The following is a 12,516-nucleotide window of genomic DNA, read 5'->3' on the forward strand; positions in this document are numbered from 1 at the left end:
ATGGAAATAGGAAATAAACGCATGGACATGATAGCAACCGCAGCCCAACAGGGCAAAGAAGTTTGCTTTTCTTCGCAAGAGGCCGCAAACAGTTTCATCGACAACATGCTACGCACCAATGCCGCCGCATGTTTTCAGATTCAGCAAAGCAGCAACACTTGGACGGTCAAACGTGTGGGGGTTACAGCAGCATGAATCAAGTATTACTCCCTACTCCACAGCAATACCTTGAATTGCATGATGCGGCCTCAGATACCTTGTGGCAGGCTGAATTGGCGGGCATGAGCTTCTTAAATGCCAATCTACAAGACGATGAATTAAAAGTCGCTATTCGCACCATGCTGACCATTATCAGGGCTTCAAAAGTCTATGACGTTCAAAACATTGGTGCGCTTCGCATGGCATTAAATAGCAAGGTGGCCGCATGACTGTAACTATCAGTGAATTTATCACCCAAGGCGAACAAAGCCGCTTAAAACATATTGCCAGCGCAAGCACTGAGGCCGATGCCTTGGCAGTGTTGCAAGACTTGTTACAACAGCAAGATGGCAAGCAGTATCGGCTTAATACATGGGTGCGCCCGACAACATTTTTAGCAGTGGTAGCCATACCCACGGCCTATCACGCTGGAATTGATGCTGTGGCCTGTACGTTGACACCCATTAGCGAACATGACGACCAACAGGCCGCATACGATGCTTGCAAAGCCTATGCTGCCAGTGGTCAACCTCATGATGCCTTTATGGTGGTGTCGTCCGATGTAGAGCAGTACAGCCGCCTTAAATCGCGTTTGCTGGAGTCTGTCCAATGAGTAAAACCAAACAGCAGGCCGTAATCGAGGCCACATCCACCAGGCAGGGATTAAACCGATTTGAGGCGCAAGCAATCGGTGATTCATGCCTTAACAGCACCATCAGCAATTTATCCAAGATGGGTTATCAATTCCGTACAGAACGTGAAACCGTACCCAATCGCTTTGGTGGTCAAACCCATTGCAACCGCTACTGGCTTGTGAGTAAGCCGCAATCAAAGGCTCAGGAGGCCACAGCATGAATGCAGAACAACAATTCGCGAATGAGTTGGCTCGAATCAGCCAAGAAACAGAGGCCGCACTGCAAGATATTCAACGGTGCGCGCATGAGTACCAACAAGCGGTTGGCAAAATTGAGCAGATAAGCAGCGCTGGAGCAGCGGCTTTGCTTGAGTTGCTGAAAACGCTACCGAATCCCAGTGAGCTTGTGGTGGATGTATCGGAAATTTTCCCGATTAAAGCACTCAATCTTGCAGATTTTGCCCTGCCTGATTTATCAGAGCTTCAGCAATTGGCTACCAGTGACGTGGAGGTGCAGGAATGAGCGAAGTAATCCAATCCCCTGCGGCTGAGGCCATCAGCAAAGCAGCGCACGCCTATTGGGATGAAGTGGCCGCTATCAAGGACAAATACAATTTTTATCCTGAGAGCATCGACCATTTGACCCTAAGTGAAATGGACACAATACAACGTATTGGTGGTGCTGAGATGCTCAATGCCTTGAATCGTTTTAATACTGCCATTGAATCACACATGCCCTGCCTGATGGCCTGTGAAGTTGCAGCGTCTACCGCACTGGCTACTGCTTGCCTTGAAAACTTCACAACGATCTTCAAGGCCATGAATTTTTATTTTGAGCTGCGTAAGCAACAAGCAGATGCTCTGTTTGCCAACGCCATTCCTGCCAACACTGGCTTAAACAGTTAGGAGCACGCCATGACACAAATCATTCCGACCCGTTTAATGGGCTTCCTTGATGCAGTACAGGCTGAGGCCATCAAAGGGCAACCATACCGCCAATTGCAGCACGCCAAGGCCGTGATTGAGGAGGCTTTGAGCTTGGGTATTGTCGATGTGTTTGACGACGGTGGCGTGGCTGTAATCGGCTTTACTGAGATTGGGCATTTTCAGTATTGCCAGCAATGCACCATCAACCTTAGCCACGGCACAGCAGCTTAAGAAAAAGAAAAACCGCCTTGAGTAGAGGCGGTTTAATGATTGAGGCAATCAAATGATTAATTACACTGAAATTATAGACCATGCCACAGGGCAGTGGGGCTACATTTTGCCCGCTTTGGGTGTGGGTGTTGAATATCTGACGAACAAGCACAAGCCATGCCCTGCCTGCGGTGGCAAAGACCGCTTTCGATATGACGACAAACAAGGGCGCGGCACGTTTGTATGCGGGCAAATGGACGGTTTAGGCGGTGATGGTTTCGCTTTGGTACAGCACGTTTACCAATGTGATTTTAAAGAGGCTGTAAGGCTGGTTGCTGGCGTTTTGGGTATTACTGAGGGTGAGCCATTGCCTGAGCGCAAAACACCACCACAGCAGCCCCAACAACCACAAAAAGACCGCATCGAGGCATTGCAAGCGCTGTGGGCAGTAGCCGAGCAAAACCGAGGCCATGACTGCATTAAAACCTACTTACAAGGCCGTGGCTTGGATGTGGCCGCGATTGCGCCAATGGTGGCCGCTTTGGGCTTTGTTGAGGCTTTGGACTATTGGACACAAGACGATACAGGTAAGCCGCACCTTGTCGGTAAATTCCCTGCAATGGTTGCCAAGTTTGAGAGTGTGGACGGCACATTGACGGGCTTGCACCGCACCTATTTAAACGCAGACTGTACGGGCAAACTACAGCTTGCCGACCCATTTACAGGCCGCTTACTTGATGCCAAAAAGATGATGGCACGATACCAAGGCAGCAATGCAGGCGCTGCCATACAACTATGCCCTGTGACCGATACGTTGGCCGTGTGCGAGGGCATCGAAAATGCAGCAGCGGTCTATCAGCAATCCGAATTGCCTGTGTGGGCGTGTGGCAGTGCTGGCGGTCTTGCTGCAATGGCGATTCCAAGCACCGCAAAGCAATTGTTTGTGTTTGCCGATACCGATGCCAACCAAGCAGGCATTAAGGCCGCTAGGAGGCTGGAATCACGCGCAATCGCTCAGGGTGTTGATGTGCGGATATGGCAAAGCGGCGTTAATGGAATGGATGTGCTGGACGTTGTAACAGCAAGAAAGGCGGCGGCATGAATCAAGCCCAAGAATTAGACAAGAGCGTCATTGATGTGAAACTGGCCGAGATAGTGAATCTTGCCAAGCAGCCCGCTAATGAATTGAAACCATACATAGACCCGACACCAAGCGGCGTATTTTATGTGACCCGTGAGCAAGACAAAGACACAGGCGAAGTCAAAGAGAAGCGCACCCCGCTTTCAAGCTGCTTTAAGCACTGCGGCGGTGGTGTGGATGATGACGGCAACCACTATGCTGTGCTGGAAAAACCCGAGCATTACGGCAAGCCAAGTAAAACGATCGTGCTGCCCTTGGGTGTGGTGGGTACAGGCCAAGGCTGGAGCGTGTTGCAAAACAATGGCGTGATGGTCAACTCACCAAAGCAAGGCCGTGAAAAACTGGCAGACCACATTCAAAGAGAGGCGTTAAATATCAGCCATGCAATCACTACCAAGGGTGGTTGGCATCATGACGGTAAGGCTTACATTCTGCCCAGTGGCGAAGTATTAACCCACCAAGACGACTTAAACGTGATTTACAACGGCGACAAGAGCCAAGCCGAGGCATTCAAGGGCAAAGGTACGGTGCAATCATGGAACGATGCCATAGGCCGCTATTTGGCTGGCAACAGCCGTTTGTGCTTGGCGGTGGGTACTGCCCTAGCCGCACCCTTGCTTAAACTGCTTGGCATGGAAAGCGGCGGCTTTCATATCCATTCTGACAGTTCAGACGGCAAGACCACTGCGGCCAAAATCGCATTGTCAGTATGGGCGCACCCACTCACAGCAAAAGCGTCTTGGAATGGTACGGGTTACGCTTTCACCAACTTGGCCAACAGTCGCAACGACAATTTCATGATGCTGGACGAAATCGGCGAAGCGACACAAAAAGCCGTGTGTGATGTGGCCTACAGCGTATTGAATGGCACAAGCAAAGCCCAAGGTGCGAAAGACGGCGGTAATCGAGCCATGAGTATGTGGCGCACGCTGCTGTTTTCAACGGGTGAAAAGCCAATACGCTCTTACGTTGAGCGTGGTGGCAAATACCAGTGGCAAGCAGGACAGGAAACGCGTTTACCGTCTATTCCTGCCAATGCGGGCAAAAGCTTGGGTGTGTTTGATACCGTCCACAGCTTTGACACTGGCAAGGCATTTGCCGACCACTTGAACCAAGCCAGTCTTGAGCATTACGGTACGGTGGGCGCGGCCTTTGTGGATGCACTGCTCAACAACCAAGAGGCCACCACAGCCACAGCAAGGCAGTACATGGACACATTCAAGGCCACCCTGCCCCCAATGGGCAACCAAGCAGGCCGAATCTCAGACCGCTTCGCTTTGGTGGTGTCTGCCCTGCAATTGGCGATTGATGCGGGATTGCTGCCACTGAGCCATGAAGAAGCAGCGCAGGCCGTTAAGCAATGTCTTGATGACTGGATAGTAAGAAGCGGCACGGGCAACTATGAAGAACGCAAGATATTTGAATATGGCGCGGCTTTCTTTGAGCAATACGCATACAACCGCTTTGTGTCAGTGAACAAAGCCAGCAGCAACGAACACACGCCGCCAAACTTTGCAGGATTGCGAGAAGAACGCGGGGAGCAAACGCCACTGTATTGGGTGCTGCCAAGTGTATTTGATGCTGAAATATGCCAAGACTTTGACCGCGCCAAAGTGGTGCAAGTGTATGAGGTGGCAGGCTGGCTACTCACACCACCAACAGGCCGTGACAAAACCAAAACCAAGACCTTTAACGGTGAGAAAAAGCGTTACTATGTTTTTATCGGCTCAGTACCGCCAATAGAGCAAGACGAAGAAACCGAATAAGTGAAGCAATACAAGGCCGTCCGACAATGGGCGGTTTTTTGTTGCCCATCAAAATACAGCAGCACATGCGCGTAAAAAACGTGCGTTCTTGTCGTTCTGTCGTTCCCTCTAGTATTAATGTTATTTATTTATTATATATTTCATATACTTATATAAATTAAAATTGTGCTTATTGCTTTGGTGGTGTCGTTCTCTTGTCGTGCTCTTGTCGTTCTTTCATGGCTAGGGAACGCAAACGGAACGCACGAGAACGCAAATTTAAAATTATGTCGTTCTCTTGAAATCCTTTACTGGCAAGCATTACAGAGCCGAGCACGACAAGAACGACAAGAACGCACGTTTTTATTCATGTATAGAGATAGCAGCGAGAATTGACCACATGGCAGCCTAATCAGGAAGTGCCCTATTACGGAAAATCCCTATTACGTATTTTCAGGATGTGGCTTTGTGGTGGTGTTGGTTGCTTGAGTTATCACGGACATCGTGACAACTGAGTGAATGATGTGGGGGTGGGTTAAAAGTCTTCAGATGCAAGTGTTCGACACCGCCCGTCTACCTTTGATGGCATGGCCGCGAAATGAAAACTTTTTTTGTTGGGCGGTTTAGGGGCATGTTTAGCGGTGTTGCGATAATCGAAACGCCTCAGCCGTTACGAAAATCGTAATAACTCAACTGTTACGAAAAGCGTAATAGTTCAACTGTCATGGAAATCGTGACAATTCAACCGTGGTCAAAATGACCATTGTTTAACTATGGCGGAAATCACCACGGTTCAGTTATGGTGGAAATCACCACAACCAGCCATTAGGGCAAATTGCACCAATGGGCAAGCCAAAGCATAAGGCATGGTGAATATCACCACACCTTAACCAATTGATTTAAAAGCAAAGCGCAAAAGTGCGTTTTGTAAGTCATTGTTTTTATAGAAAGCCTCAAAATTGAGTTTTGTGGACGCAAGATATTGATTGAAAAGCAAAGATGAAAACTCAGCCGCCTCAAATTTGAGGGCGCAGGGTAAGTCAATCTGACGCACCCATGACAAAGGATGCCCCCAAAGTGACGCCCCCTTGAGTTTTCCTGTTTGAAACAGGAATATTGCAAGGATGCCTCAGTTTGAGGGTATCCTTTGGTGGTGTGGTCAAATACCAATCAAAACGGTAATTAATAAAGCGGGGAAATCCCGTATTTAAACAAAGTGGGAAAATCCCACTTCGCAGCTAACTGTATCAAGCCCGTACTATCGTATTGAATCCATACCATAGTATCAAATTGATACTATGGCCGTATCAAGCCGCCAATTAGCCAAAATTAGTCACGCTGTAGCTAATTAGATGCTGCATTGTCATGGTGACAACTCAGAAACGACAGAGGCTCATGCGCGCACGCACGCGCGAGGCTTATTTTCGGTTAGCGTTATTTCAAAGCTTGACGGGCGGTGTACATCATCGAAAAAGCCAAAACTTTCAATCCGCCCCCCTGCCTATGGCGGTATAGGCCGCCAAACGACCCACCCTAATGAATCCAAGGTATTTAACAGATTTGTTAAAAACTGGCCTTTGCTCACCAAATTCGGGAGACAAACGATAGTAAACTTTTCCCCAAATTCGGTGAAAATTGAGCGGCTACTAAATTTTTAGTAAGCGGCTTTTTACTGAAATCTTAGTAAAAATACCGAATCCCCTTTTTGCGAATCGGGAATATAGCAGCACAACCGCACTGCGCTTGCTTTGCGTTCGCACTGCGTTCGTATGTAATCAATTGAAATACATAGCCAAACCATATTTGGATGGGTGGATTTGCCTCAGCCCAATTTTGGGCGCACGCAATATTTTTGTAAGTCCATAAAAAGACCGCCAACCCAAATTTGGGGCGGCTGATTTGATTTTTCTAAGTCCATAAAAGGACAGTCAACAAACAGCCCATTTAGCTAACAGCCAATCAGGAGGTTTGCAAACAATGTTCTAAGGTAAATCAAGCACACCACCGCAACCAAAAGCGCAGCAATAGCGATTGCAAGCTCAAAAACAGCACACAGGGCGCGTTAATCATCAAACCAAAACAAGATAAGGATTTAGGCAAAAGGCTGTTAAATCGCTTGTATGAGGCCGCATGAGCATTGAGAGCAATTAAGTAGCGTATAATAAAACTTAAACTTCGCAATTGATTTGGGGTAAATGAAAATGGCAAGGGGGGGACACTTAGCAGGGAAAGGCAAAAGCAAAACGACCGCATACAGGGAATTAAGCATTAGCAAGCTGACCAGGGATGGCTTATTAAAACCTAACATGCAATATAAACTAGAATGGAAACGGCGCGGCCGTGTAGTGGCAGCTATCACAATCACAACAACCGAGCAGGATAAAATTAAACTAGACTACCAAACCGCATTTGATGGGCAAGACAAACAAAGCCACAGTTATTTTGTTGGCCTGTGCTACACGCCTTGCCACTTGGGTGGTAAGCGTGCTTGGTTTAGATGCCCATCATGTCAAAAGCGCGTTGCTATGCTGTATGGGCGTACCGTATTTGCCTGCCGCAAGTGCTGTAACCTTGTTTACCCGTCCACCACTGAGAGCCATTTAGACCGCCAAACGCGCAAACTGGATAAGCTAAGAGAGCGTTTGCAGTGGCAAGCTGGCTTCTTGAATGGATATGAGGGCAAGCCCAAGGGGATGCACTGGCGAACCTTTGAGGCTTTGAGGCGTGAGTATCGTTTGATTGAGTGCAAGACCTATCTAGAGATGAATAAAACCATGCCGCTATTTGGCATCGATGCAATCCAATCGTTGAAAGATGAAATTGCAGAGATTAAGCAATGGCGATATTGAAGTCGAAATTTATTAAGCTTTACGCAACAAATGGCATGGCTCTGATTTTATAGGCAGCGAATTAACCGCAATCATATACGGGTTTAAAAATACACGCCTATCATCAGCATCAAGCTTCATTATCATTTCTAAGCAGATAGCTTTATTTTGTTCTGTCAGGCTAGAAATCATTTTCCATATCACTTCAACATTACTTTGAATTTTGTTTTTACCAATAATTAATCGCATATGACGAAATCTGACATTTAAACGTCGCGAATTGTATATAAACCAATTGGATAAATATAATTAATATTTGTAATTGGATAGGGCATTCAATTTATGAATCTAATATTTATTAGCAAACTAACTTTGTTTTTAACCTTAAAAAATCTGACCCTGAAAAAACCTGACATTCATGTTGCCTTTTGTTGACATTGAAGCGGCCTCATTCCAATTTTCGGACATCTTAGGAATTTCAGCACACGTTAGAATTGAATTAATGCACATGCTAGAGAGCCGAATTAATGCACATCTTAGAGCTGTAATTTCGAGACATGCTAGGAAACGGGTATTTGCAGATTTTGCAGACTATAAAAAGAGTTATTACACATCTTTGGCGGCTGAATTTCCGTACTCGTAAAAGGTAATTTCGTGACATCTTAGGCGGTGGTGTTTTTAACGTGCGCTCAGTTTTGAGCTGACGCAAAATTATCCCATTTACATCATCAAAATCTGTCTTATTTCACCCACTCAACACCACCTAAAAACCCTGTGAAATCAACAGTTTCAGCCTATATTATGCTACAATATCGCTTGTATTTTCAATAAGATATAAGGGATTTAGAGCATGGCATTACTCACCAAAGAGCAGTTACTGGCTAAGGGCAAAATCAGCCCTGTACTGGTCAATATTAAATTTCCAAATGGCGAAGAAACTGACGTTTACATGCTGGATGGGCGCTCAGGTTTTGCAGCGTGTGCGGAAATGAAATTTATCCAAGAAATAGGCGCATACACGGACGACTATCAATTCATCAACAATCAAGCCAATGTCAATCAGGTTATGGCGTTCAGCATGATTCAATACCTTTGCAATGAACAGGGTGAGCCATTGTTTAAGCGTGAGGAACTGGACGGCTTACTTGAGTTGCCAGTGGAAATACTCACCACCTTTGGTGTAGCCATTCACAAACAGCACACCATCGAACGATACAAGAAAATCGAAGCCTCAGAAGATACCAAGTCTGACGAACAAAACACCACCAAGCAGCAAGACACAGCAAACGCATAACAAGATGGCAGCTTCGGCTGCCTTTAGTATTTCAGGAGATGGATAGATGGCAGATGCAGAATTAACCGCCCGACTTGGCTTAGATTTGAGCCAGTTCAATCAAGGCATGAAACAGGCCGAGCAAGCGACCAAACAAATCACCAACAGCCTTAACGCCCTTGAGCGTGAAGCAGTAGAAGTGCAAAAATCTTTCAACAGCAACCAACAGGCGGCTGAGGCATTGAAGCGTGTGGATGCTGACCTTGCCAATGCAGTGAAAGACATTGACGCGGCAATGAGCCAAGCAAAACAGGCAGCGCAGCAATTCACCCCTGCCTTGAATCAAGTGGCAGCAGAAAGCAAGGCAGCCGATAACGCAGCGTATGAGTTAGGCGTGTCGATTGGTACGCGCATGAACATGGCGTTTAAAGTTGGTGCTGCAGCAATCGCTGGTGTTGGTACCGCATTGGCAACGGTGGGCGTGGGCTTCTACAAATTCAACAAAGAGGCGCAAGAGGCCACAGAAACACTCAACGCAGCGCAACGCCTGAATGTAAACACCGATGACTTACAGGCCGCTCAGTATGCGGTACAGCGCCTAGGATTGCCTGCTGACACGCTTAAAGAAGCCTTACAAGACATCAACGACAAGATGGGCGATTTATCGGCAAATGATGGCGGTGAGTTAAAAGACTTTTTCAAGCGCATGAATTTGGATGTGGCCGAGTTTATCGGCAAAAGCCCATTGGATATATTGCGGGCACTGAATCAAGAAGCACAAAATCTTTCGACCACTGAGCGCACACAGCTATTTGAATCGATGGGCAATGACCTATCCAAGCTTGAGCCACTGCTTGCCGCCAATGGAGCGCAGTTTGACAGCTTAATGCAACAGGCCATTGATTTTGGGCATGTAGCCAGCAATGCCAACTTAGTAGCACTGGACAGCTTCAACCAAACACTCAAAGACATACAGGACAAGTTTTGGGGCATGAATGAGATGGTGTATGCCAACCTTGCCGAGCCGATGAAAGAAGCCATTACCTACGTTGATGAGTGGATAGAATCATTAGGCGGCGGCGAAGTGGTGGCAATGCAAATCTCAGACGCGATCGTGAATGGTTTGATTATGGCGGTAGAGGCTGGCGGATGGTTGGCCAAGCGATTCAATGAGGTGGCAGGAATTACAGAGGCCATCGTGGGCGGCCTTGCTTTGGTGGCGCGTGGTGCTATGGAAGTGGCAGAGTTAATGTCACACATGCCCGCCATGAAAATCATGGATAAAATTTTTGATACTGATGCTACTAAATCCATTCAATTGATGCAAAGTAAGTTAGACGAAATTATCGGCCAAGCGCGTGATTACCGCACCATCATGGAAGATGTGGCCAATAAGAACACTGGCATTGACCAATGGACAGATGGGCTTAATAGCCGCATTGGTGCTGGCAAACAAGCAATGCACGATACCTTTCAGGCACAGGTTGATATTGGCAACAGAGGCGAACTGCCAAAAGAAGTTGAGCGACTTACCAAGGTGTTACAGGATGCTCAGGCTGAGCAGCAGCGATTAAAAAATGATGATAACAAAACCACTGAGCAAATGACCGAAGCAACAAAGGCTGTAGCAGAGGCGACCAAAGCGCTAGCAGAGGCACAGGAGAAGTTATCCAATGCAAGAAGTACGCTAGATGGTGGGCGGCAATATGGCACTAATACAGGCGCAGTATCGCGCAACCTATTCCGCAGCAACCAAGAGGCCGATGCAAGCAAGGAATATGGCAAGGAGCTGGACAAGCAACACAAAGAATTGCTTAAGCAGCAAAAGGAAGCGCTTGCATGGCAGTCTAGACTGAATATGAACGATGCCCGAGAACGTGACCGCATCAACATGGAAGATGCCAAGGCTGTAGACAAGGCAAACAAAGAGGCCGAGAGAATCGCCAAACTTTCCGCAAAAGACCAATTTGCAGCAAGCAAAAGTATGTCGGATGCGGTGGGCAGTTTTGGGAAATATGTTACTGATGCCAGCCAACAAGCAATTAAATCTGCAAGCCTTGAAATCAAAAACCCTCAAATGGCATTTGTCAGAGGCGGCAGTAATCATGTAGACCAAGACCCAACAGGTCAAAAATACCTAAGGCAAGCTTACCCTGAGTATTATCAACCCGCCCGTATCCCTGCGGCTGGCAGCACCCAAAACCAATTTGATACAAGCAAAATGCAAACTCTTGGTGTGGTTTACTTCACTAGCCAGGATGGTAAGGTGAAAGCAGAAGCCCTTATGACACCTGAAAACTATAAACTCATCTCACAAATAGCATTACAAGCTGTAGGTGGAATGGCTAGGGATGGTCAGCTTATGAACTCTTGATATAATGCCGTCATTCTCAAAGGGGTGACGGTATGAACAAATTCAGTGCGTTATTGTTGTGTGGCTTATTGGCGGCTTGTGGCGGTGGTGTTGATTCGAGCAAAGAACCTGAAAAAGCAAACGAATCTAAGCCTGATATGAGCCAAAGAGAAACTGTTTTCTTATCTGCTGATACCATTTTTGATGAATCACTGGATAATCAATTTGCTGTTGCAGAAAAATTCAAAGATAAAAATGTGAAAACCGCGTTCATGCTCGATGGATTGAGTGAGCTGCCAAATGGAAAGCCCCGACTAACTGCTAAGTACACTGATACCAAAGCTGCGGGCGTTCAAAGCGGCAATTATCCGCGCATGTATGCCATCATGAACTCAAGTGATGGATTAGCAGCCCTCAAGGTTGGCGAGTTTGTAAAAGTGATTTGCGAGAATATGGATAATAGCGGCGTAAGCAGTAAATATGTTCTCATGTTCAATAATTGCAATATTGCACCTGATGCTTAGCAATTGACCAATTAACCAAACTGCCCTATTCTGCCTTTAGCGATAGCGACACCACCTAGTCGCTGAAAATGATACAAAAGCCTCCGATTTTGGGGGCATTTTTGTTTTATGGGTTACAGGTTGGGTTACTTTTCAGTAACACATAAAAATATATCAATAAAATCAATTAGTTTAATTGCAATATCGAGTTACTTCCTCTCCGCCACAGACGCTTATACACCACTGCTTAGCCAGTGGTTTTTTATTGCCTGTTTTTTTCACCACACCAGTGGCATATTTTTTCTCAGCAAGCCTTTGAATTGCTGTTGGGTTTTAATATGACATATTCCGCATGGCATCGCTATTCTAAAATATGCATTTTAAATGAACGCTGTGACACTGTGGCAGCGCTGACACGGCAACCGTGTTTAAGCGCATTGTTGCGCCACTTTTACAGCCTGCCATAACTCAATTTTACACAGCCATTTTGTGCAAAATCGCCCAACTTTCCGTAACACTGTGTCACAACTGCGCCGCCATCATCATGACCATCACCCGTTGCGGCATGAAATTCATCGCGGCCCACGAAAAAACACACCTCGATTCAAGGTGTGTTTTTAATGAAACGCGGCAGATACACGCCATATCGCGTGACGCTGCTGCCAACATAATGTGCCTATCTACAATCACTGCTCGTCTAACTA

Annotated in this window: 13 protein-coding genes; all 13 read left to right on the forward strand. The window is 46.7% G+C overall.

The window, feature by feature from the left end; all coding sequences use genetic code 11:
• Positions 1–21: 21 nt before the first annotated feature.
• The 13 genes from BN3003_RS18845 to BN3003_RS10380 all read left to right on the forward strand — a co-directional run bounded on the left by BN3003_RS18845 (position 22) and on the right by BN3003_RS10380 (position 11,833).
• Complete coding sequence (locus BN3003_RS18845) at positions 22–195, forward strand: hypothetical protein (RefSeq protein WP_159061430.1); 174 nt, start codon at positions 22–24, stop codon at positions 193–195.
• On the forward strand, positions 192–428 hold the full coding sequence (locus BN3003_RS10325) for a hypothetical protein (protein WP_058356570.1): 237 nt from the start codon (positions 192–194) through the stop codon (positions 426–428). The genes BN3003_RS18845 and BN3003_RS10325 overlap by 4 nt, the downstream gene beginning before the upstream one ends.
• On the forward strand, positions 425–811 hold the full coding sequence (locus BN3003_RS10330; RefSeq protein WP_058356571.1) for a hypothetical protein: 387 nt from the start codon (positions 425–427) through the stop codon (positions 809–811). The genes BN3003_RS10325 and BN3003_RS10330 overlap by 4 nt, the downstream gene beginning before the upstream one ends.
• Positions 808–1,053 carry a hypothetical protein gene (locus tag BN3003_RS10335; protein WP_058356572.1) on the forward strand — a complete coding sequence of 82 codons (246 nt, stop codon included), beginning with the start codon at positions 808–810 and terminating at the stop codon, positions 1,051–1,053. Before BN3003_RS10330 ends, BN3003_RS10335 begins: the two co-directional genes overlap by 4 nt.
• Positions 1,050–1,355, forward strand: coding sequence for a hypothetical protein (locus tag BN3003_RS10340; RefSeq protein WP_058356573.1), 306 nt, complete (start codon positions 1,050–1,052; stop codon positions 1,353–1,355). The genes BN3003_RS10335 and BN3003_RS10340 overlap by 4 nt, the downstream gene beginning before the upstream one ends.
• On the forward strand, positions 1,352–1,738 hold the full coding sequence (locus BN3003_RS10345) for a hypothetical protein (RefSeq protein ID WP_058356574.1): 387 nt from the start codon (positions 1,352–1,354) through the stop codon (positions 1,736–1,738). Before BN3003_RS10340 ends, BN3003_RS10345 begins: the two co-directional genes overlap by 4 nt.
• Before the next feature lie 9 nt (positions 1,739–1,747).
• On the forward strand, positions 1,748–1,990 hold the full coding sequence (locus BN3003_RS10350; RefSeq protein WP_058356575.1) for a hypothetical protein: 243 nt from the start codon (positions 1,748–1,750) through the stop codon (positions 1,988–1,990).
• A 52-nt stretch (positions 1,991–2,042) separates the two neighbouring features.
• Complete coding sequence (locus tag BN3003_RS10355; protein WP_058356576.1) at positions 2,043–3,071, forward strand: DUF7146 domain-containing protein; 1,029 nt, start codon at positions 2,043–2,045, stop codon at positions 3,069–3,071.
• Positions 3,068–4,876 carry a DUF927 domain-containing protein gene (locus BN3003_RS10360; protein WP_058356577.1) on the forward strand — a complete coding sequence of 603 codons (1,809 nt, stop codon included), beginning with the start codon at positions 3,068–3,070 and terminating at the stop codon, positions 4,874–4,876. Before BN3003_RS10355 ends, BN3003_RS10360 begins: the two co-directional genes overlap by 4 nt.
• Positions 4,877–7,050: 2,174 nt before the next feature.
• A complete protein-coding gene (locus BN3003_RS10365) occupies positions 7,051–7,704 on the forward strand; it encodes a hypothetical protein (protein ID WP_187119857.1) in 654 nt (217 codons plus the stop codon).
• A gap of 829 nt (positions 7,705–8,533) precedes the next feature.
• Positions 8,534–8,977: a hypothetical protein gene (locus tag BN3003_RS10370; RefSeq protein ID WP_058356579.1), complete on the forward strand. Its 444-nt coding sequence runs from the start codon at positions 8,534–8,536 to the stop codon at positions 8,975–8,977.
• 46 nt (positions 8,978–9,023) lie between these two features.
• On the forward strand, positions 9,024–11,330 hold the full coding sequence (locus tag BN3003_RS10375) for a hypothetical protein (protein WP_058356580.1): 2,307 nt from the start codon (positions 9,024–9,026) through the stop codon (positions 11,328–11,330).
• Between the two features lie 32 nt (positions 11,331–11,362).
• Entirely contained in the window at positions 11,363–11,833 is a 471-nt protein-coding gene (locus BN3003_RS10380; protein WP_058356581.1) for a hypothetical protein, read from the forward strand.
• The last annotated feature ends 683 nt before the right edge of the window (positions 11,834–12,516 follow it).

Source organism: Vitreoscilla massiliensis (assembly GCF_001457815.1).
Lineage (GTDB): Bacteria > Pseudomonadota > Gammaproteobacteria > Burkholderiales > Neisseriaceae > Vitreoscilla > Vitreoscilla massiliensis.

Bases quoted from the DNA above. Each gene is read 5' to 3' on its own strand.
- BN3003_RS10360 (WP_058356577.1), top strand. From the start codon at position 3,068: ATGAATCAAGCCCAAGAATTAGACAAGAGCGTCATTGATGTGAAACTG.
- BN3003_RS18845 (WP_159061430.1), top strand. From the start codon at position 22: ATGGACATGATAGCAACCGCAGCCCAACAGGGCAAAGAAGTTTGCTTT.
- BN3003_RS10380 (WP_058356581.1), top strand. From the start codon at position 11,363: ATGAACAAATTCAGTGCGTTATTGTTGTGTGGCTTATTGGCGGCTTGT.
- BN3003_RS10355 (WP_058356576.1), top strand. From the start codon at position 2,043: ATGATTAATTACACTGAAATTATAGACCATGCCACAGGGCAGTGGGGC.
- BN3003_RS10330 (WP_058356571.1), top strand. From the start codon at position 425: ATGACTGTAACTATCAGTGAATTTATCACCCAAGGCGAACAAAGCCGC.
- BN3003_RS10350 (WP_058356575.1), top strand. From the start codon at position 1,748: ATGACACAAATCATTCCGACCCGTTTAATGGGCTTCCTTGATGCAGTA.
- BN3003_RS10335 (WP_058356572.1), top strand. From the start codon at position 808: ATGAGTAAAACCAAACAGCAGGCCGTAATCGAGGCCACATCCACCAGG.
- BN3003_RS10375 (WP_058356580.1), top strand. From the start codon at position 9,024: ATGGCAGATGCAGAATTAACCGCCCGACTTGGCTTAGATTTGAGCCAG.
- BN3003_RS10365 (WP_187119857.1), top strand. From the start codon at position 7,051: ATGAAAATGGCAAGGGGGGGACACTTAGCAGGGAAAGGCAAAAGCAAA.
- BN3003_RS10345 (WP_058356574.1), top strand. From the start codon at position 1,352: ATGAGCGAAGTAATCCAATCCCCTGCGGCTGAGGCCATCAGCAAAGCA.
- BN3003_RS10370 (WP_058356579.1), top strand. From the start codon at position 8,534: ATGGCATTACTCACCAAAGAGCAGTTACTGGCTAAGGGCAAAATCAGC.
- BN3003_RS10325 (WP_058356570.1), top strand. From the start codon at position 192: ATGAATCAAGTATTACTCCCTACTCCACAGCAATACCTTGAATTGCAT.
- BN3003_RS10340 (WP_058356573.1), top strand. From the start codon at position 1,050: ATGAATGCAGAACAACAATTCGCGAATGAGTTGGCTCGAATCAGCCAA.